The sequence below is a fragment of the Parabacteroides sp. 52 genome (assembly GCF_010500925.1).
Taxonomy (GTDB): Bacteria; Bacteroidota; Bacteroidia; order Bacteroidales; family Tannerellaceae; genus QVMG01.
Map to the genome: position 1 here is coordinate 46,207 of NZ_QVMG01000012.1, position 19,871 is coordinate 66,077.

Below are 19,871 nucleotides of genomic sequence, written 5' to 3' on the forward strand. Positions count from 1 at the left end.
TCTCTTTATATATAACAATATTATTTGAGCCACAAAGTTAGTGATTTATGTGGATCATTCTATTCTTTTTTTGCTGACAAATAAAATTGCCGATATACGTCAGCACTTGTGCCGATATATATCGGCAATTGTGTCGACATATATCAGCACAAGTGTCGACAATTATCGGCAATTTTATTTCCCCGGCAGATGAAAAAATAAACGGTGAATGAAAATGTACTTTTATGGAAAAAAATCGATTATTTTGCAACAAAAGGGAATCACCCCCGTCTACTGATTAAAACCCTTTAAAAAGTATGCAATGAAGAAATACATGATTATGTTGGCATGGATGATTATCTGCCAGGTGGGATATGGACAGAAGACTGTGGACGATCTCTTCAAAGAATTTAAGAAGATGGACAATGTGACCCATATCAATATGGGAACGTTTACAATGAAATTGGCTGGTTTTTTCACAGAAACGATGGGTGTTGACGGCATTGAGGTCTATACATTGGACGATTGTTCCACCCAGGTGAAGGAAAAGGTGACAAAGTGGGTCGGACAACTGAAAGATTCGAAATACGAAACCATGGTGACGACCAACGAGAAGGGGAGTAAAACCCGGGTGCTTGTGAAAATAAAAGAGGAGATAATCCGCGAAATGGTCGTTATCACTACCGGAGAAGAAGTTGCCTTGATACGTATAAAAGGTAAAATCAAACCCTCTGATATCGAACAGGTGGTAAATAAACACGGAAAAGGTGAATGCTGATAGCTTCAAAGAGACGTTTCTCCCTTTACATCCTAAACTTTACAGGGTCGCCTTGGCCTTGGTAGGCAATAAAGATGATGCGGAAGATATTCTGCAAGATGCCTACGCCAAACTTTGGGAAAAGCGCAGGGAATTGACGACTATTCATAATCCGGAAGCATTTTCGGTCACTTTAATCAAAAATCTTTGCCTGGATTTCCTTCGTTCCCCCCGTTCCCGCCGGCAGACAGAAAACCTGGAGACAGTCACGTTGGCCAACTATCTTACTCCTGACAAGGAACTGGAAGGGACGGACGAAATAGATAGGATCAAACAATTGATTGAACAATTGCCTGAGAACCAAAAACAGGTATTGAAACTGAGAGGATTCGGTGATTGTTCGATGGAAGAGATAGAAGAGATTACCGGATTCACTGCCGTCAATGTACGGACATTGCTCTCGCGGGCAAGGAAGATGATACGGGAACAATACATCAAACCAAGCGTATATGAACGATAAAGAAATAGACGAATTAATCCAAAAAGCAATCCGCCAAGAGTCCGAATTGCCCGAAGGCTTATCGAATCGACTGGAACAACATATAGACCGGTTGGCGGCCGGAGAAAAGGAACGCAGTATATCGTTGAGGCGAAAACCTTCTTCTATGTATTGGTTTACAGGAGTGGCTGCTTCCCTGTTGTTGGGCATAATTGTCTTTTTCCAGACCGAAAACAATCGGGTAGGAGAGATGGCCGATACTTTCCAGGATCCGCAGGAAGCAGCGATTGTAGCCGAAAAGGCATTGGCCTTTCTGTCGACACAATTCAACAAAGGACTGACTCAGGTTTCCGAAGCACAGGGGGAAGTCAATAAAGTAAATGAAATAGTTAATGGACAATTAAACGAATTAAACACACAATGAAAACAAAATATATTTTCCTACTTTTTCTTTGCCTGGCGTCTGCACAGCTCAGTTTCGCCCAGAGTAACTCAAAACTCTTTGATAGATATGCCGATATGGATGGTGTGACTTCTGTTTACATCTCCAAGGCAATGTTCCAGATGATGCCGAATATAGAAACTGCCGGATTGAAACTGGCGAATCTGAAAGGCAAGATCGAATCGTTGCAGGTACTTACGACCGAACGAAAGGATCTCACAGAGAAGATGCAGGAAGAGTTTTCCCGATTTGTCACGAAGCAACATGCGGAATTGATGCGTGTGCGCGATGAAAAAACAAAAGCTACCTTCTATGCTCATATGCAGGGTGAGCGGGTGAAAGACCTGATTATGCTGGCCAATACGGAGGAAGGTTTCACGGTTATTCAGCTCTTGGGTAATTTTACTTTGCAGGATGTACAAGAAATTACCGGGGCGATGAGTAAATAGTCACTATATTTGCTGACATGAAATGCCGAACGTTGGATTCCATTGAGTGGTGTCCTTCGTTCGGTTTATATAAAACCACGAATAGTAAAAATCACAGAAATGAAACCTTCAGGAAGACTTGTTTCCCTTGATGTCATGCGGGGGATTACAATTGCGGGAATGATTATGGTAAATAATCCCGGTTCATGGCGATATGTATATGCTCCGCTGCGGCATGCACAGTGGGACGGATTGACTCCGACCGATCTGGTGTTTCCCTTTTTCATGTTTATCATGGGTGTCTCTATGTATTTCTCCCTGCGCAAATATGCGTTTACACTTTCCAAAGAGAGTGTATTCAAAATATTAAAAAGAACACTACTTATCTTTTTAGTCGGACTGGGACTGAACCTATTCGGTCTTGTGTTGAATCAGGGCTTTTCCCATATGGAGAATTTGCGTATCTTAGGAGTGATGCAACGGTTGGCATTGGCTTATGGCATAGGTTCTTTGTTGGGACTGGCGGTTAATCATAAATATATTTTGCATCTAGCCGGAGGTATTTTAGTGTTCTATGGTGCTTTATTGGGATTTACTGATAGTACGATATTATCTGAAAACAATATTGTAGCTGTTGTTGACAAGTTTTTATTCGGCACCTCCCATATGTATAAAGATACAATGGCCGATGGAACAAGGATTGCTTTTGATCCGGAAGGATTCTTAAGTACGATCGGCAGTGTTGCCCATGTCTTATTAGGCTTCTATGTTGGAAAGATTATCGTGGATTGTAAGAAAGACAATGAACTTATTATCCGGAATATATTTATTATCGGAACCCTGTTTCTGTTTGCAGGATGTTTGTTGAGTTATGGCTGCCCTATCAATAAGAAGATATGGAGCAGTACCTTTGTACTGACCACCAGTGGACTGGCTTCCCTCTTTTTGGGTATACTGATCTGGATTATTGATATCAACGGAAAGAAGAAATGGTCTTTGTTTTTTGAATCTTTTGGTATCAATCCTCTCTATTTGTATGTGCAGGCAGCTTTGTTGGCTACGCTTTTCAGTAAAATAGGCCTGTCTGCATTTTTGTATGCAGATGTGTTTCGTCCTCTTTTAGGAGATTATGGCGGCTCCTTGGCATGGGCTCTATTCTTTGTTGGAGCCAATTGGATACCGGGATATTTTCTTTATAAGAAGCAGATATATATTAAGTTATAATTGAAAAGAGAAAGATTTAACCCGACACACTCAGGTTGAAACCGAATGCACGGGCGCGGTCGGCTATGGTCTCCAGTTCCTCTTTCGGCACTTTTTGCAAGGAATGAACAGGGGTTTCGCGATCAATGGTATAGATCATCACTTGTTTGGGATTGATCTGTTTCAAGGCTTCCAACCATCCGTTGATTTCTTCTTCTGTTGTGTTATCTACAGATTCACCTTTGTGTTGACCGCGTAAAAACATTGTTTGGATAATGACATTGCCGTGAAAGCGTTTCAATTGCTCCAATAGTTTTTCAAAGGTGAAAGAGGGGGAGTTGGGAGCATTGAGTTGTTGTATCCGGCTATCCAGGACGGAATCGAGTTTAAGGATATTGTCTTCAATCTTATTGAGCGCATCAAATACATCCGGTTTATGTAACATGGTCGAATTGGACAGGACGGCTATTTTGGCTTTCGGACAATAACGGTTGCGTGTTTCAATCGTATCGTCTATGATGGCTCCGAATGCGGGATGCATGGTGGGTTCACCGTTCCCGGCAAAGGTGATAACATCGGGACAAATCCCTTCTTGCTGCATGGAAATAAGTTTTTCTTGCAATGCCTTCTGTACCTGTTGACGGGTAGGCAATTGGCTATGGGTACGTCTCTCTTCATTCAGACCGCATTCGCAATAGATGCAGTTGAAAGAACAAAACTTACCATCTGCAGGAAGTAAATTGACTCCTAAGGAAACTCCTAACCGACGACTGTGGATAGGTCCGAATATTATTTTGTCGAAAAGAATAGTTGGCATAATGATCACACTTTGTAAGAACAATGGCAAAGATAGTATTCTTTAAAACTTCCACCTTAAGTTCCCATTAAAATCCGTTTTTTCTTTTCCTTCTATTTCTTCCAGGTCTGTTCCTAGGATATCGCGGTCGTTATAACGGGTATGGCCTATCTTTGCAAAAAGAGTAAGGCGGTCTGTTATATCCCACCGGAAGGTAGCGGCAAGGCGTATGCCTTTGCCATAAAAAGAGGGCATATAGAAAGCATACAAAATATTCTTTTCATACGAACTGATGCGGCTATTGGAATCGTCGGTATGAAACCAGGCTATATAGATATCAGCCTGCAGAGGAAAAGAAGAGGATTTCCAGCCGGCACTCTGAGCAAGCATAATGCCTTTTGCCGGTTGATCTTTTTTTTCTTCCGAAAAAGAGACAGCATCGATGGATGTCTTAAACAAAAAGGCCGGCTGATATCCGTATACGAATTGTATCCTCATCCGCTGTTGGGTGTAAGGAAGGATTAAAACGCTGTGGCCTTCCTCTTTTACATTCTTTTCTTTTTTCTTGTATTTATAACGGATATAGGCCGTGAAATTCTTATTGCGTGTATAATCTATCTGGCCCATATACTCTTTTCCGGAAGAGGGGGCATCTATTCCGTATTTGAGCCAGGGAAAACGAAATATATCCGCATAAGCAGAGATTTTCCAATAGGGGAGGGGGACTACCTGTAAACCCATGTATATTCCTTGTTCGTTTTGGGGGGAATTATTGTTTTGAGAAAAGGCATTTCCGTAAAAGGCCTGGTACTTTCGGTTATAATAACGCTGTAAGAATAAAAAAGAAATGTAAGAAGTAGGAGTTAGTTGCAAAGCATTCAGCGTTGCCAATGCCTTGTTTTCGGATAAGGCGGTTTCCCCGTATATTTTAAAACCTTTGCGTTTAAAAAGATAGTCTATGCCTAGGTTTATATTTTTGTTTCCCCGGAAATAAAATAGGTTATACGGTTTGTCCTCCGGTTCTATCCGGTAGTTTCCGAAAGAGTAGGTGAGAGCTGTCAGCCCTATACATAGGTCGGGACTGAGATAACGTATATTACCTCCAAAGGTCTGTACAGGTACGGTATGGCGCTTCTCTTTGTCCCGGACCAAACGGTGGATACCATCTGTCTTGAAAGAGGTAAATACATCATTCTCTACTTTGGCATCCATTTTCCGGTAAGAATAGAACAGGCTGATATCTACCTTATCGATATTAACCGTGGCAGCTGCTCCTCGGAAGAAATCTGTTTCGTTGGTGGAGAAATGGCGGCGGAAACCATTATTTCTTCTTTCGGCTTGTGCGACAATCGCGCTCCGGCTGGGTGTAAAATCATTGCTGATCACCAATCCTTGTCCGAAAGAGACTTTATAATCTCCTATAGCCAGGCTTTTCAACCATTGCATATCTTTCAGGAAAAAATGAGCGGAATAATAGTCATATCCTTTATGATGTTTGTTCCAGAAAGGTTCCCCTGCGTCTTTCTCTCCTGTGAAACCTATTTGCAGACGGTTGTCAAATAGGTAGGAATAACGTACGGAGTGGTAAAACGGTTCTCCCAGGTATTTACGGTTGGGGTATTGTTCGAGGATACTGTCTGCCTGAGGGCGGTATCCTTTTTTCTGTTGAAAACATTGATCGTATCTGATTTGTAATTCATTGCGTCCGTATTTCAACAGGTTATTAACAGTGAAAGGAAGGTTATCAACCGCTGTTTTTCCGATATAAATGAATGGCAATAGTAAATCAATCGTTTGAAAATCCAGTTCTTCTATGTTCTTTAGTTCGTAGATTGTTACCATCTTTCCGTATTTCGCGCGGTAAGTAAGAATACTTTCGATTTGCCGGTCTGTCAGGAAAGGTAACCTTCTCAGCTCTTCTCTATTTACATGGTTCAGTTCAAAAGGGTGATCTGTCAGGTAGGACAGGTCATTATAAAGAGTTTCAATCCGTTGCGTATCTTCTGTTTCCTGCATCAATTCTTCGATATATTCGATCCATTTATCTGATGATAGATGCCCCTGTCCTGCCAGGAAACCGGTATGGAAAAGGAGAAATACCGACAAACTTATCATTATTCTTTTCATAGTTGTCTCTCATTAAAAGGTAAAGGAAAGTCCCAGGCCTGTACTCATGCCTAATACGGGATGGTATACAGTAGCCACGTCTATTGAAAATAAAGAAAGGTCATAACCAATTCCCAAAGAAGGGAGTAGGGGAGTACTCTGTATTCCTGCCCGGAGATAGAAGGAGTTAAAGGCCCTGTATTCCATTCCTATACTGCCTGTAAGAACCTGTTCTTTTTCTGTGCCCATGCTTCCCATTATCAACAGGCTGTTTATAACTTCCCATTGGATTCCCATTTGAATATTATATCCGCTAAAGTTATTATTATCAGCTCTTTTATCTCCGATAGAAACAGAAGGGGCATTCATTATTAACATTCCTATCAACAAGTTATCAAAGGGAGAAAAAGTAGCTCCGATATCTGTGGATAACCGAGAGGGGCGTTCGTCAAAAAGGGCGGTTTGTAATAGGCTATAATGTATACCGATACCCAATGCCCATCGCTCATTGAGCTGTTTGCCTAACGAAAAGCGCAACAGGCTTTCCCGGTAGTCATCATATCCAAAAGAAGAGAGATGGATGGCGGCAGACAGAATAGGATTGGGATACAGGAAACTACCTGTAACTGTTCCTAATTCTTTCAAGTGATACCTGTTGAAGTAATGGATCTGCAGTGTCTTTTTATCGGCTAAAGTAACCAGGGCAGGGTTAAAAAACGAGGTTTGTGTAACTCCATTTCCGCCTGTTCCCATACTTCTTATGTCAGGAAGTCTCAGATTATCAGTTGCATATGAATGAAAAGAAAGAAAAAAAAGTACTGTTAGGATGTACCAAAATTGTCTTTTTTTCATAGTTAATGAGGTTCTAATAGGTGGTTAACTATCTGATATATACAGAATTAAACAGCGCAAACCATTTTCCCGACGTCGGGAAAATGGTTTGCCTTTTTCATTTTTTCTTTTTCAATATGTTTTTATTATCTTTTTCCAGTCGTCTTTTGACTTTATTCACATCTTCTCCTTTCGGAAGGTTTTCTGGTTTAATACCTCTGTCCAATAACATTTTACGAACGGCTGAATTGTTTTCTATATGTTCGTCTTCAATAGGTTTTTGTCCGTACAAATCTTTGGATTGAACATTCACATTTGTCATTTCTGCTGCCAGGTCTTTCGCTTTTATACTGACAGTGGGTAAAAAATCCGCCAAAGGTTTTTTTTCTGGTATTTCCATCTTATGCTTCAAGCTCAAGGTATCTATATTAAACAAGGCTTTGTCCCCTTTCGAGCGGATAATGCCGAAGCCTTTCTGATCAATACCGCGTTCATAAAGAATGCCGGAAAGTTGTTTTTCTGTTTTTGTTAGTTTTTCCCGGGCTTTGACTCTTTCTATTTCCAAGAAACGTTGTTCAATAACTTCTGCCCGACGGGTTTGTACGGCAAAATAGGTTTGTGCAAAAGCTACTTCCGGTTTTCGGCTGTCTCCATTTTGTGCAATTAAGTAACATGCATAGCGGGTTAATAGAATGTCATCTACTTGTTTTTCAACGCCATAACCTATCAAAACCATTTTCCCGACGTCGGGAAAATGGTTTTCTATTTTTTCTCCTGCATTTTTACAGGCTTGCTTGGCCTTGGTTATTACATTATTGACAAAGTTATCCCATTTGGTATAACCCAATAAAGGTTGAAGTTCCCGAGCACTCCAACATTCAATCCCTTCAATTTTAATGGCTGCAGATTCAAACCGTACGAAAAGTTCTTTTATTTCTTTCTGTTTCATAGTAAAAAGTTTTAGGGTTTTATGTATAATTATATGTATATAGTCAAGGCCAAATACAATCGCCAAAGTGTACTTTCAGAGAAAGTTAAGGCATATCCTATAATTCACAAATATACAAAAAAGTCTATACGATCCTTTGGAATTCAATAAAATAGTGTAAAACTATAAGATATAAAAAGGAAATGCTCTATTTTTGTAAAGAAGATATGAATAGATTCTTTAATATATTGATTTTATGTTTTTTGTGTTGTGCAGTCGTGACAGCTCAAAAGAAGATTAGGACAAATATATTACCGGAAGGTTATCAACGTGCGGTTTTGGAAGGTAAAGATACCATAGCCGTTGTAAGCCTGCGGGAGGTATATATATATCCTGAACTGAAATTTAAGAATGACAAAGAGAGGAAGGCATACAACAAACTGGTGCGGGATGTAAAGCGCACGCTTCCTTATGCCAAGATGGTGTATGAGGTATTGATCGAAACCTATGAATATATGGAGACCCTTCCCGATGATAAAGCCCGGGAGGCTCATTTAAAAAAGATGGAAAAAGAATTATTCAAAGAATATAAACCGGAACTAAAAAAATTGACTTTTTCCCAGGGAAAACTCTTGCTCAAGCTTATCAACCGCGAATGCAACCAATCCAGTTATAACCTGCTGCAAGCTTATTTGGGAAACTTCCGGGCAGGATTTTGGAATCTTTTTGCTGGCATTTTCGGGGCCAGTCTTAAAACAACGTATGATCCGAAAGGTCAGGATGCCATGATTGAAAGAGTTGTGGTATTGGTGGAAGGAGGGTTTCTCTAAAGTTGTCTCCATTCCTTTCTTCTGGTCGCATGCGATTTTCATCACTCAATCTTTCTCGTTTACGCTCTATCCCACTCCGATTGTCTTCTGTTTATTTAGAACTATTATATTTTTCTTACTGTTCTATCAATGCTAAAAACTTATATTTGCAATCAAATAGAAAAAGAAAAACGATGCACCCACATAAGGGATAGACGAAGAAGATGCTCAGACAGCAATTACAACAAAAGTTACAACAAAAGCTTTCTCCGCAACAAATACAGTTGATCCGATTGCTTGAACTTCCAGCCATAGAACTGGAAGAAAGGATCAAACATGAGTTGGAAGAAAATCCGGCATTGGAAGAAGGAAAGGAACCCATAGAAGATACGGACGGAACAGGAGAAGAGATGGATGCAGCTTTGGTAGAAAACAATGAGGACTTTTCGTTGGGCGACTACCTGACAGAAGATGATATACCGGATTATAAAATACGGGAGATCAGCGAACGGACGGAAAAAAAAGAAGACGTGCCTTTTTCTGTGAGCCAGTCCTTGCATGAGTATTTACTCCAACAACTAGGCCTGCGCGAACTGTCGGACAGAGAAATGAAAGTGGCTGAATATATCATCGGCAACATGGATGATGACGGCTATCTGCGGCGAGATCTTGCGGCAATCGCTGACGACTTGGTTTTCCAAGCTGGAGAAGATGTAGACGAAAAGGAGATAGAAACGGTTCTGGAAGTGATACAAGACTTTGAGCCGGCCGGTGTAGGAGCCCGCGATCTCCAAGAATGCCTGTTGCTCCAGCTTGACAGAAAAGAAAAGACACCTGCCGTGGCCTTGGCCCTAACCGTCTTAACGCATTACTTTGAAGATTTTACCCGCAAACATTACGAGAAGATCCTGCGTAACCTCTCGTTGCAAGAAAAAGATCTGAAAAAGGCCATTCACGAGATCACCACATTGAATCCCAAACCGGGAAGTGGATGGGGCAGTTCGCTGGAAACAGCCATGAACCTAGTTATTCCCGATTTTATTGTAGATGCGAACAATGGCGAATTGGTACTGAGTATGAATAATAAGGGAGTACCCGATATGCATATCAACAGAGAATATGCAGAGATGTTCCAGGATTATACCGGCAATAAAGCAAACCAGACAACAAAAATGCGGGATGCCGTACAGTTTGTCAAACAAAAATTGGACGCCGCCCAATGGTTCATTGATGCCATTAAACAACGACAAGAAACCTTACGCCGGACCATGGAAGTAATCATTCTGCTTCAACATGACTTCTTTCTGACCGGAGATGAAGCAACCTTGCGTCCAATGATACTCAAAGATGTAGCAGAACGTACGGGATATGATATATCGACCATCTCACGGGTCAGCAACAGCAAGTACGTGCAAACAAACTTTGGAGTTTATTCGTTAAAGTATTTCTTCTCCGAATCGATGCAGACAGACAGTGGAGAAGAGATTTCTACCCGCGAAGTAAAAAAGATAATGAAGGAACATATAGACGGAGAAGAAAAGCGTAAACCTCTTACAGATGAGGAATTAGCAACTATCCTCAAAAAGAAAGGCTATATCATAGCCCGCCGGACAGTAGCGAAATACAGAGAACAATTAGGCATTCCGGTTGCCCGTCTGCGAAAAGAAATATAAATTTGTGACAAAATGAAACTATTCTCTCATATAGTGTCCATAGTCTTTCATCCGTTATTGATGGTAACGTATGGAATTATACTGGTGCTTTCCTTTACCTATCTAGCAATCTATCCGACACAGATTAAGTGGACAATCGCTGGAGGGACCTTCCTGACAACTGCGGTTATCCCAGGTTTGTTTGTCTTGCTATTGATACGAAATGGAGCAGCCAGTGACTTGGCGCTCTCCGACAGGCGGGAAAGAGCTGTCCCCTATCTGATTATCCTCACCTCTTTATTGGTCTGCCTGTATTATTTCTATAAGATGAAAATGCCCTTTTGGCTGTTAGCCATTCTTATCGGAGCTTGTGTGGTTTTGCTTGCTGTCCTGTGCATCAACTTTTTCTGGAAAATTAGCGCACACACACTGGGCATCGGCGGATTACTGGGCGGAGTCATGGCTGTCTCCTATATACATAGGATTAACCCGTACGTAGGATTTATCCTTCTTTTTTTGATAAGCGGGCTGGTGGCTACTTCGCGTATTTATCTGAAACGCCATACTCCTTCGCAGGTCTATGCCGGCTTCCTATTGGGATTTGCCTGTATATTTGGCGCTGTCGTTATGAGTTACACTTATTTATTCACCTAATAAAACACAATTAAAGTATGAACTTTCCTGCAGAATTAAAGTACACAAAAGATCACGAATGGATTCGTGTAGAAGGTAATAATGCCTATATAGGTATTACTGATTACGCACAGAGCGAATTGGGCGAAATTGTTTTTGTTGATATCCCAACTGAAGGGGAGACAGTAGCAAAAGAAGAAGTCTTTGGAACAATTGAAGCTGTTAAGACTGTATCCGACTTGTTTATGCCGGTAAGCGGTGAAGTGGAAGAAGTAAACGCCGAATTGGAAGAGAAACCGGAATTGGTCAATGAAGATGCTTACGGAAAAGGCTGGTTAATCAAAATCACTCTTTCTAACCCTTCAGAAGCAGACGGTTTATTGTCGGCTGCAGAATATGAAAAATTGCTTGCAAAATAAAATGTATAGAGGCAGGAAGGACAGAAAGAAGGAGGTACTCTCCTACTGTCTTCCTGCTTTCTCCTTTTAATTTTTAAAAAAATGACTCCAATTGTTAGTATAATTATGGGCAGCACATCCGATCTGCCTGTTATGGAAAAGGCAGCTCAATTTCTGGATGAGATGGAAATACCCTTTGAGATACATGCGTTATCAGCCCATCGGACACCGGCAGAAGTAGAGTCTTTTGCCAAAGGAGCCCAAGAGAGAGGTATAAAAGTGATTATAGCCGCTGCCGGTATGGCTGCGCATTTATGCGGAGTAATCGCTTCTATGACCACTTTGCCGGTTATCGGTGTACCAATCAATTCCACATTAGACGGAATGGATGCCCTGTTGGCTATCGTTCAGATGCCTCCGGGTATACCTGTGGCAACCGTAGGTATCAATGGTGCCCTGAACGCCGGTATCCTTGCCGTACAAATGCTTGCTGTAGCCGATGAACCCCTGCAAGAGAAGCTAGCCGCCTACAAAGAAGCACTGAAAACAAAAATCGTCAAGGCCAATGCAGAGTTGGCCCAGGTAAAATATACATACAAAACAAATTAAGTAGTACGTTGGATTTCTTCAATTACAACCGACGCAAATCATCTGTCGTACATATAGGAGACACCCCCCTGGGAGGAGATTATCCGATTCGTGTGCAGTCGATGGCGAATGTATCAACAATGGATACAGAAGCATCGGTGGATCAGGCTATACGTATGATTGAAGCCGGCGCCGAATATGTACGTTTCACGGCCCAGGGCGAACGGGAAGCCCGTAACCTGGGACTGATCCGGAAAGGCTTATTTGCTGCCGGATACGTCACTCCTTTGGTGGCGGATATTCATTTCAATCCGCACGCAGCCGATATAGCAGCGCAGGAAGTAGAGAAGGTACGTATTAATCCGGGGAATTACGTCGATAAGGTAAAAACCTTTCATCTGCAGACATATACCGAAGAGGAATATATTGCGGAGATTGAGAAAATACGAGACCGCTTTCTTCCTTTCCTTCAATTATGTAAACAACAGGGTACAGCCATTCGTATAGGAGTGAACCACGGTTCTCTCTCGGACCGTATTATGAGCCGTTATGGAGATACGCCGGAAGGAATGGTGGCTTCCTGCATGGAATTCTTACGCCTTTGCGTGGAAGAAGACTTTGCCGATGTGGTTATTTCTATCAAGGCATCGAACACGGTCGTGATGGTACGTACTGTGCGCTTGTTGGTACAAACCATGGAAGCTGAGAAGATGTACTTCCCTCTACACCTGGGAGTAACCGAAGCAGGTGATGGAGAAGACGGGCGGATAAAAAGTGCAGTAGGTATAGGTGCACTCTTATCCGACGGACTGGGAGATACGATCCGGGTTTCTTTGAGTGAAGAGCCGGAGGCAGAAATGCCGGTAGCCCGTAAATTAGTCGATTACATCCGCGAACGGGAAGGGCATGCCCCTATTGAAGGAACCTTATCAGCTGGTTACAATCCCTTGGCTCCGGATAGGCGAAGAACACGGGCGGTTCACCGGATCGGAGGCGGACAGACACCGGTAGTCATCTCCGACCGGACAAATGGCTCCTTTGAAATAAATCCGCTTACTCCACCAGACTTTCTGTATATAGGAACAGAAGATCCCGACAACCTGCCGGATCATTTTCAATTGATCGTCGATGCCCATTTCTGGAAAGAACGCCCCAATGCCTATCCTGCATTTATTGCCTCTGAGGTAGAAGAACTGAAACATTACAATACGCGTTATAAATTCATCCGCCTGACCCACCAGGATTTGACGGAGAGAATGATAGAGATATTCCGGCAAGACCCATCGGTCGTGCTTATTCTGAGTGCGAACAACCGCAACGGGGTAGGGTCTCAGCGGGCAGCCATCCATAAACTAATTACTGCGGGCTGCAACGCTCCCCTGATCTTACACCGTAGTTATTATGAGACAGATGTGGAATCTATTCAATTAAAAGCCGGCGCCGATCTAGGCACACTCTTATTGGATGGTTTTGGAGACGGATTAATGCTGCACAATGAAGGAGGTGAGGCTGCTGTGGCAGATAGTTGCCTGTTCGGTATATTGCAGGCTGCACGTGTGCGCATCAGTAAAACAGAGTACATCTCTTGCCCCAGTTGCGGGCGTACCCTTTTTAACCTGCAAACCACAATCGCCCGGGTGAAAGAAGCCACTTCGCATCTGAAAGGACTGAAGATCGGTATTATGGGATGTATAGTGAATGGACCGGGAGAAATGGCCGATGCAGATTACGGGTATGTAGGGGCCGGGCGCGGGCGGATCAGCCTGTACAAAGGGAAAATCTGCATTCTGAAAAATATACCCGAAGAAGAAGCCGTAGAGCGCTTGGTAGAGTTAATAAAAGAGAACGGAGATTGGCAACATTAATATTTGTAGTATCTTCGTCCCTCATAATCAATCTATAAAGATGAAAGTTAAGATCGTAAACAAATCCCATCATCCACTGCCCGGGTATGCAACTCCTTTATCGGCAGGTATGGATATTCGTGCTAATTTATCAGAACCCGTAGTATTGAAACCTTTGGAACGCAAACTAATACCTACCGGATTATACCTCTCTTTACCGGAAGGATATGAAGCCCAGATGCGTCCACGCAGTGGGTTGGCATTGAAACATGGTATTTCTTTATTGAACACACCAGGAACGATTGATGCCGACTACCGGGGAGAAATAGGTATTATCCTGGTGAACCTCTCTGCTGAACCCTTTACGGTGAATGACGGAGAACGGATTTGTCAGATGGTCATCACCACCCACAGCCAGGTTGAATGGCAACCTGTGGAGGTATTGGACGAAACAGAAAGAGGAGCCGGTGGCTTTGGTCATACCGGAAAATAAAAGATAAATAAGTAAGGCAAACAAATGATGAGAAAAAGGCTGATAGGCATATGGATCGTATTACTGGTGGGGCTAACCTCCTCCTGGGCTGCCGATATCCAAAAAGAAGTGGCTGCGACGACAGAGCAATTAAGCGTGGCCGATCAACGGAAGTTTGACTATTTCTTTTTAGAGGGCCTTAACCTCAAACTGGCAGGGAAATATGATGCTGCATTCGATGCTTTCAGTCATTGCCAGAAAATAGATTCGACAGCCTCCGCTGTATTATATGAACTTTCTTTTTTCTATATGCAATTGAACCGGCAGGAAAAGGCCGTGGAGCTCTTACGTCAGGCCGTGGCTTATAAGCCGGAAAACTTCACTTACCGGATGGCTTTAGCTTCTATCAACCGTACCTTGGGTTTGTATGGGGAAGCAGCGGAAGAATATGAAAAATTGGTTCAACAATATCCGGCAAAGACCGACTTGAACTTTTACCTGGCGGACGCCCTCAGTCAGGCCGGAGAAATAGAAAAGGCAATAGAAGCTTATAATGCACTGGAGCTGGCTATTGGTATGAGCGAAGCGCTCTCTGTTCAGAAGTTTCGTCTCTATACCCAACTGGAACAAAAAGGAAATGCTTACCGGGAGATAGAAAAATTGGCGGTGAAGTTTCCTATGGAAGCCCGCTATCCTTTGTTACTGGGAGATCTGTACCTGGAAAACAAAGAACTGGAGAAAGCCCTGACCAGCTATGAAAAAGCCCATACGATAGACCCTTCCAATCCCTATTATATCGTATCCATGGCAAACTATTACGAAGCCAAAGGAGATAAGGAAGCCGCAGAAAAACAAATAAAAGAGGCGTTGGTAAATGAGCAACTGGATGTACAGACAAAAGTAGGCATCCTTTCGCAATATATCGTTCGCCTGCAACAATCCAAACAAGGGATAGAGAATGTGACTGTCTTGTTTCAGGAGCTCCTGGAACAACATCCGGAGGATACGGAACTAAAGATGAGGTATGGTAGTCTGTTGATGGCACAAAATAAAAATGAAGAAGCGAAGTTCCAGTTTCAGTTGGTCACAGAACTGGAACCCGGAAACCAGGCTGCCTGGCAACATTTATTGAACCTCGCTTTGCGGTCTGAAGACCTGCCGGAAGTCGTTCGTATCTGCACCACCTGTATGGAACTTTTCCCGGAAGCCCCGGAATATTATTTTTATCTGGGTATCGCTTATTACCAACAGGAGCAATACCAGGAGGCGCTCCATACCTATTATGCAGGTATAGCGATTATTCCCGCTGAAAACGGACAATTAAAGTCGGATTTCTACGGACAGATCGGGGATATATATTACCAGTTAAAACAAATGGACAAGACTTACGAAGCATACGATGAGGCCTTAAAGTATAATGATAAAAACATCATGGTCCTCAACAATTACAGTTACTTCCTGGCACTGGATAAGAAAGATCTGAAAAAGGCCGAACGGATGAGTGCAATAACGGTAAAGATGGAACCCGACAATGCCACCTACCTCGATACCTTTGCCTGGATATTCTTCGTGCAAGGTGATTATTCTCTGGCAAAGATATATATCCAGCAGGCCTTGGAAAAAGACAAGACAAACAGTTACGAACTGGTTGATCATTATGGGGATATCCTGTATATGACCGGAGATCCGGAAAAAGCCGTCGAGCAGTGGATACGCGCCAAAGAAATGGGTAAAGAAAGTGAGGTATTGGATCGAAAGATAATAGAGAAAATATATATCGAAGAATGAGAGACCGGAGAACGATAACGAATAACCATATAATAATGGCCGGGCTGTTCTTCTTACTGTTGATGGTCGGATGTAAATCGTCTCAAAAAGTAGCTACGGTAGAAAGAGGAGAAACAAAAGCCCATGCGGACTTCTTCGACTCGATGCAGGAACAGGCTTTCCGGTTTCATACTTTATCTGCACGAATGCAGATTGAACTGACTATGCAGGGAAAAGAAATGAGCTCACGTGTCGACCTGAAGATGGTGAAAGACAGTGCTTTTCATCTTTCTATCCAGCCCCTTCTCAATATAGAACTTTTCCGTATCGAACTCAACAGGGACAGTATCCGGATAATCGACCGGATGAACAAACGGTATGTGGCAGAGAGTTATGCCAACCTAAAGGGGCAGATACCTGTAACCTTTAACTTCTATAACTTGCAGTCGCTTTTTATCAACCATATCTTTTTACCGGGAGAGCAACAGATAGATCCCTCCCGATACAATCGTTTCCGCTTGAATCAGGAAGGGCGTATGGCAGAAGCCAACGTGAAAGACCCGATGGGACTGCTTTATACTTTTAAAGTAGACGGAGAGGAAAAACTCTTATCTACACACATAACAAATGCCTCAGAAACTTATGCCGTGCAATGGGATTATTCCAATTTCCGGATAAATGAAGGACAACCCTTTCCGATGTTGATGCATGTCGGATTATGGGGTGATGGCATTTCCAAAGGAGATATAAAGATGCACTTCAACCGTATCCAGACAAATATACCGGTGCAAGTGGGAATCTCTATACCCGGTAGTTCGTATAAGCGGATCACATTCGCTGAAATACTAAAAGCATTCAGTAGCTCCAGATAAACAACAATGAAATATCTTTGGTTAGTCATATGTCTTTGTTCCGCTTTGGCCGTCTCCGGTCAGAAGTCGGCTGCTGTCAAGAAACTGGAAGAACAACGCAAGGCGGCTCTTGCCGAGATCGAGACGACGAACCAATTGCTTAAAGAAACTACCCAGACAGCAAAAAACTCGCTGAACAGACTCAACCTTCTCTCCCGGCAAATCCTCTCCAGAAAGCAGGTAATCCTGTTATTGAACCAGGAGATGGCCGCTATCGACAACCAGGTAAATACCCTGCGCAAAGAAATAACCGAACTGGAGAAAGAGTTAAAAGGCAAACAGGAGAATTACGGAAAGTCTGTCCAGGGAATGCAGCGACGCAACACCTCGCAAGATAAGTTACTCTTTATTTTCTCTGCGGACAATTTCGGACAATCTATGCGCCGCATGCGTTATCTGCGCGAATATGCCTATTGGCAGAAGCAACAAGCCGCCGTAATTGTAGAAAAACAAAAAGAGATCACCGCCAAACAACAGGAGTTACAAAAGACACGAGAAGAAAAACAACTCTTGTTGGGAGAGCGGGAAGAAGAAAACAAAAAACTGGTCAACGAAGAATCTAACCAAAAGAAAGAGGTACAGGCACTAAATAAAAAACAAAAAGACCTGCAAGCCCAATTGAAGAAGAAAAAACAACAAGCTGACGCGTTAAACCGTCAGATCGAAAAACAAATAGCCGAAGAGATTGCCAAAGCGGAGGCAGAAGCCAAAGCCGCCCGTGAAAAGGCAGAAGCGGAAGCACGGAAAAGCGGAAAGAAACTGCCGACGCAGGCCGAACGGGTAGCCGACACCAAAGGAGGATATGCAATGACCAAGGCGGAGAAAGAACTCTCCGACAACTTTGCTGCTAACCGCGGACGCTTGCCATTCCCGCTGGAAGGAAGGTATACCATTGTCGGCACCTTTGGTGAACAACAACACCAGGAACTGAAATATGTCCGGACAAATAACAGTGGTATTGATATCCAGACAGTACCCGGTACAGATGCTCGCGCCGTATTCCAGGGAGAGGTAACCCGTGTCTTTGTTGTCCCCGGATATAATAATTCGGTGATCATCCGTCACGGGAACTACCTGACCGTATACAGTAATCTCAGTCAGGTATATGTAAAAGCCGGCGACAAGGTGAAAACCCGCCAGGCTATCGGTAAGATTTTTACAGATACGGAAAATAGTCATACGACAATCCTGCATTTTCAGCTTTGGAAAGAAAAGACAAAACTGAACCCTGCTCCTTGGTTGGATAGGTAGTAGTATGCGTGTTTTCCTGTTTTTCATATACCTTTGTAGCGATATAAATCAAATAAGAAATTGTTTTTGATGGAAGAAACGCCACGCAAATTACCATCTCCCCTTCTCTCCCTGATACCTTTATTGGTATTGGTCGTTCTCCTCTTTTTTACGATACGCATCTTCGGCAGTGATGCTTTGGGAGGAGGCAGTCAGGTTGTATTGCTGACGACAACAGCCGTCTGCTCTTTCCTGGCTATTGTCTTTGGCAAAGTGAAGTGGCGGGCAATCGAAGAAGCCATATGTAACAATATCCTGGGGGTATCCGTTGCCCTCATTATCCTGTTATTGATAGGGGCATTGGCAGGCAGTTGGATGATAAGTGGGGTCGTGCCGACACTGATCTATTATGGTATGCAGATTATCCATCCCAACTTCTTTCTCGTTTCCTGCTGCATCATTTGTGCCATCGTATCCGTAATGACAGGCAGTTCATGGACAACAATTGCAACCATGGGCATAGCCCTTATGGGCATAGGAGAGGCACAGGGCTTTTCAACCGGATGGACTGCCGGGGCTATTATCTCCGGTGCTTATTTCGGAGATAAGATATCTCCTTTATCAGACACTACTATATTGGCCTCGTCAGTAACAGGCACCCCTTTATTCACCCATATCCGTTACCTGATGTATACCACCCTTCCCTCTATTTTTATCTCGCTGGTAATCTTTACTATTGCCGGATTTACACACGAAGGAACGGGCATGGAACAGATAACTTCCTATGCTGCTTCTTTGAAGGAGCATTTCCATATATCCGGCGGCTTATTAGTTGTTCCCCTTATCACCGGTATACTTATTGTCCGGCGGGTGCCGTCTATCATCACCTTATTCCTCTCTGCCGCCCTGGCCGGCCTATTGGCTGTACTCTTCCAACCCCATCTTTTACAGGAGATATCCGGAATGGCGGAGGCAGGGGGAGAATCCTTGTTCAGAGGACTGTTTATCACCTTCTTCGGCAATACACAGATAGAGATGGGCAATGCGGAATTAAACGAGCTTGTCTCCACCCGTGGCATGGCCGGTATGATGGATACGATCTGGCTCATCCTCTGTGCTATGTGTTTTGGAGGGGCGATGACGGCAAGTGGGATGTTGGAAAGTATCCTTTCAGTCTTTACCCGCTTTATGCACCGCCGGGTGAATATGGTCTCTTCGACCGTAGCGTCGGGACTCTTATTGAATATATGCACGGCCGATCAATATATCTCCATCCTTCTTACGGGTAATATGTTTAAAGACATTTACAAGAAGAATGGGTATGAAAGCTGTTTGTTGAGCCGTACAACAGAAGATGCGGTCACTGTTACTTCCGTTCTTGTGCCCTGGAATACCTGTGGGATGACACAAGCCACGGTGCTCGGGGTAGCTACTATGACCTATCTACCCTATTGCTTTTTTAATCTGATCAGTCCGGTTATGAGTATCCTTATTGCCCTTATGGGTTATAAAATAAAAGGTCCCATCGTACCCCAAGAGGAGACTCAAACAGAGTCACTCTCATAACTCCCTGGGGAGAAGGGGGAAGGGAGCCATAT

At 43.2% G+C, this 19,871-nt stretch carries 20 protein-coding genes; 16 read left to right on the forward strand and 4 right to left on the reverse strand.

The features are described 5' to 3' along the window. Positions 1–301: 301 nt before the first annotated feature. The 5 genes from D0T51_RS08430 to D0T51_RS08450 all read left to right on the forward strand — a co-directional run bounded on the left by D0T51_RS08430 (position 302) and on the right by D0T51_RS08450 (position 3,329). The gene (locus D0T51_RS08430; protein ID WP_163727889.1) at positions 302–757 is read left to right on the forward strand and encodes a DUF4252 domain-containing protein; all 456 of its coding nucleotides are present in this window, start codon (positions 302–304) and stop codon (positions 755–757) included. Further along, entirely contained in the window at positions 747–1,256 is a 510-nt protein-coding gene (locus D0T51_RS08435; RefSeq protein WP_163727892.1) for an RNA polymerase sigma factor, read from the forward strand. The genes D0T51_RS08430 and D0T51_RS08435 overlap by 11 nt, the downstream gene beginning before the upstream one ends. After that, on the forward strand, positions 1,246–1,659 hold the full coding sequence (locus D0T51_RS08440) for a hypothetical protein (protein WP_163727894.1): 414 nt from the start codon (positions 1,246–1,248) through the stop codon (positions 1,657–1,659). The genes D0T51_RS08435 and D0T51_RS08440 overlap by 11 nt, the downstream gene beginning before the upstream one ends. Then, a complete protein-coding gene (locus D0T51_RS08445) occupies positions 1,656–2,126 on the forward strand; it encodes a DUF4252 domain-containing protein (protein ID WP_163727897.1) in 471 nt (156 codons plus the stop codon). Before D0T51_RS08440 ends, D0T51_RS08445 begins: the two co-directional genes overlap by 4 nt. Before the next feature lie 99 nt (positions 2,127–2,225). Beyond that, complete coding sequence (locus D0T51_RS08450; protein WP_163727900.1) at positions 2,226–3,329, forward strand: acyltransferase family protein; 1,104 nt, start codon at positions 2,226–2,228, stop codon at positions 3,327–3,329. A 16-nt stretch (positions 3,330–3,345) separates the two neighbouring features. Here the strand turns inward: D0T51_RS08450 and D0T51_RS08455 are convergent, their stop codons facing one another. The 4 genes from D0T51_RS08455 to dinD form a co-directional block, all read right to left on the reverse strand. Next, on the reverse strand, positions 3,346–4,125 hold the full coding sequence (locus D0T51_RS08455) for a radical SAM protein (protein WP_163727903.1): 780 nt from the start codon (positions 4,123–4,125) through the stop codon (positions 3,346–3,348). A gap of 42 nt (positions 4,126–4,167) precedes the next feature. Then, positions 4,168–6,231, reverse strand: a complete 2,064-nt coding sequence (locus D0T51_RS08460; RefSeq protein ID WP_163727905.1) for a helix-hairpin-helix domain-containing protein — start codon at positions 6,229–6,231, stop codon at positions 4,168–4,170. Positions 6,232–6,243: 12 nt separating this feature from the next. Further along, positions 6,244–6,963 (reverse strand): hypothetical protein, encoded by a 720-nt coding sequence (locus D0T51_RS08465; RefSeq protein ID WP_239056749.1) that lies wholly within the window; start codon positions 6,961–6,963, stop codon positions 6,244–6,246. A 196-nt stretch (positions 6,964–7,159) separates the two neighbouring features. Continuing rightward, entirely contained in the window at positions 7,160–7,990 is an 831-nt protein-coding gene (dinD, locus tag D0T51_RS08470) for a DNA damage-inducible protein D (RefSeq protein WP_163727908.1), read from the reverse strand. A gap of 206 nt (positions 7,991–8,196) precedes the next feature. On the opposite strand from dinD, the gene D0T51_RS08475 reads away from it, so the two are divergent. The 11 genes from D0T51_RS08475 to nhaC all read left to right on the forward strand — a co-directional run bounded on the left by D0T51_RS08475 (position 8,197) and on the right by nhaC (position 19,839). Then, positions 8,197–8,799, forward strand: coding sequence for a DUF4294 domain-containing protein (locus tag D0T51_RS08475; RefSeq protein ID WP_163727911.1), 603 nt, complete (start codon positions 8,197–8,199; stop codon positions 8,797–8,799). A gap of 203 nt (positions 8,800–9,002) precedes the next feature. After that, on the forward strand, positions 9,003–10,451 hold the full coding sequence (rpoN, locus tag D0T51_RS08480) for an RNA polymerase factor sigma-54 (RefSeq protein ID WP_163727914.1): 1,449 nt from the start codon (positions 9,003–9,005) through the stop codon (positions 10,449–10,451). Positions 10,452–10,463: 12 nt separating this feature from the next. Beyond that, the gene (locus tag D0T51_RS08485; RefSeq protein ID WP_163727917.1) at positions 10,464–11,084 is read left to right on the forward strand and encodes a phosphatase PAP2 family protein; all 621 of its coding nucleotides are present in this window, start codon (positions 10,464–10,466) and stop codon (positions 11,082–11,084) included. Positions 11,085–11,101: 17 nt separating this feature from the next. Next, complete coding sequence (gene gcvH / locus D0T51_RS08490) at positions 11,102–11,482, forward strand: glycine cleavage system protein GcvH (RefSeq protein WP_163727920.1); 381 nt, start codon at positions 11,102–11,104, stop codon at positions 11,480–11,482. An 81-nt stretch (positions 11,483–11,563) separates the two neighbouring features. Beyond that, on the forward strand, positions 11,564–12,070 hold the full coding sequence (gene purE, locus D0T51_RS08495; RefSeq protein WP_163727923.1) for a 5-(carboxyamino)imidazole ribonucleotide mutase: 507 nt from the start codon (positions 11,564–11,566) through the stop codon (positions 12,068–12,070). 8 nt (positions 12,071–12,078) lie between these two features. Beyond that, complete coding sequence (locus tag D0T51_RS08500; RefSeq protein ID WP_163727925.1) at positions 12,079–13,914, forward strand: 4-hydroxy-3-methylbut-2-en-1-yl diphosphate synthase; 1,836 nt, start codon at positions 12,079–12,081, stop codon at positions 13,912–13,914. A gap of 40 nt (positions 13,915–13,954) precedes the next feature. Beyond that, on the forward strand, positions 13,955–14,386 hold the full coding sequence (dut, locus tag D0T51_RS08505; protein ID WP_163727928.1) for a dUTP diphosphatase: 432 nt from the start codon (positions 13,955–13,957) through the stop codon (positions 14,384–14,386). A gap of 24 nt (positions 14,387–14,410) precedes the next feature. Next, the gene (locus D0T51_RS08510; RefSeq protein ID WP_163727930.1) at positions 14,411–16,153 is read left to right on the forward strand and encodes a lipopolysaccharide assembly protein LapB; all 1,743 of its coding nucleotides are present in this window, start codon (positions 14,411–14,413) and stop codon (positions 16,151–16,153) included. Next, on the forward strand, positions 16,150–17,004 hold the full coding sequence (locus tag D0T51_RS08515) for a DUF4292 domain-containing protein (RefSeq protein ID WP_239056751.1): 855 nt from the start codon (positions 16,150–16,152) through the stop codon (positions 17,002–17,004). Before D0T51_RS08510 ends, D0T51_RS08515 begins: the two co-directional genes overlap by 4 nt. A gap of 6 nt (positions 17,005–17,010) precedes the next feature. Then, on the forward strand, positions 17,011–18,294 hold the full coding sequence (locus D0T51_RS08520) for a murein hydrolase activator EnvC (protein WP_163727933.1): 1,284 nt from the start codon (positions 17,011–17,013) through the stop codon (positions 18,292–18,294). Positions 18,295–18,363: 69 nt separating this feature from the next. Next, the gene (gene nhaC / locus D0T51_RS08525; RefSeq protein ID WP_163727937.1) at positions 18,364–19,839 is read left to right on the forward strand and encodes a Na+/H+ antiporter NhaC; all 1,476 of its coding nucleotides are present in this window, start codon (positions 18,364–18,366) and stop codon (positions 19,837–19,839) included. The last annotated feature ends 32 nt before the right edge of the window (positions 19,840–19,871 follow it).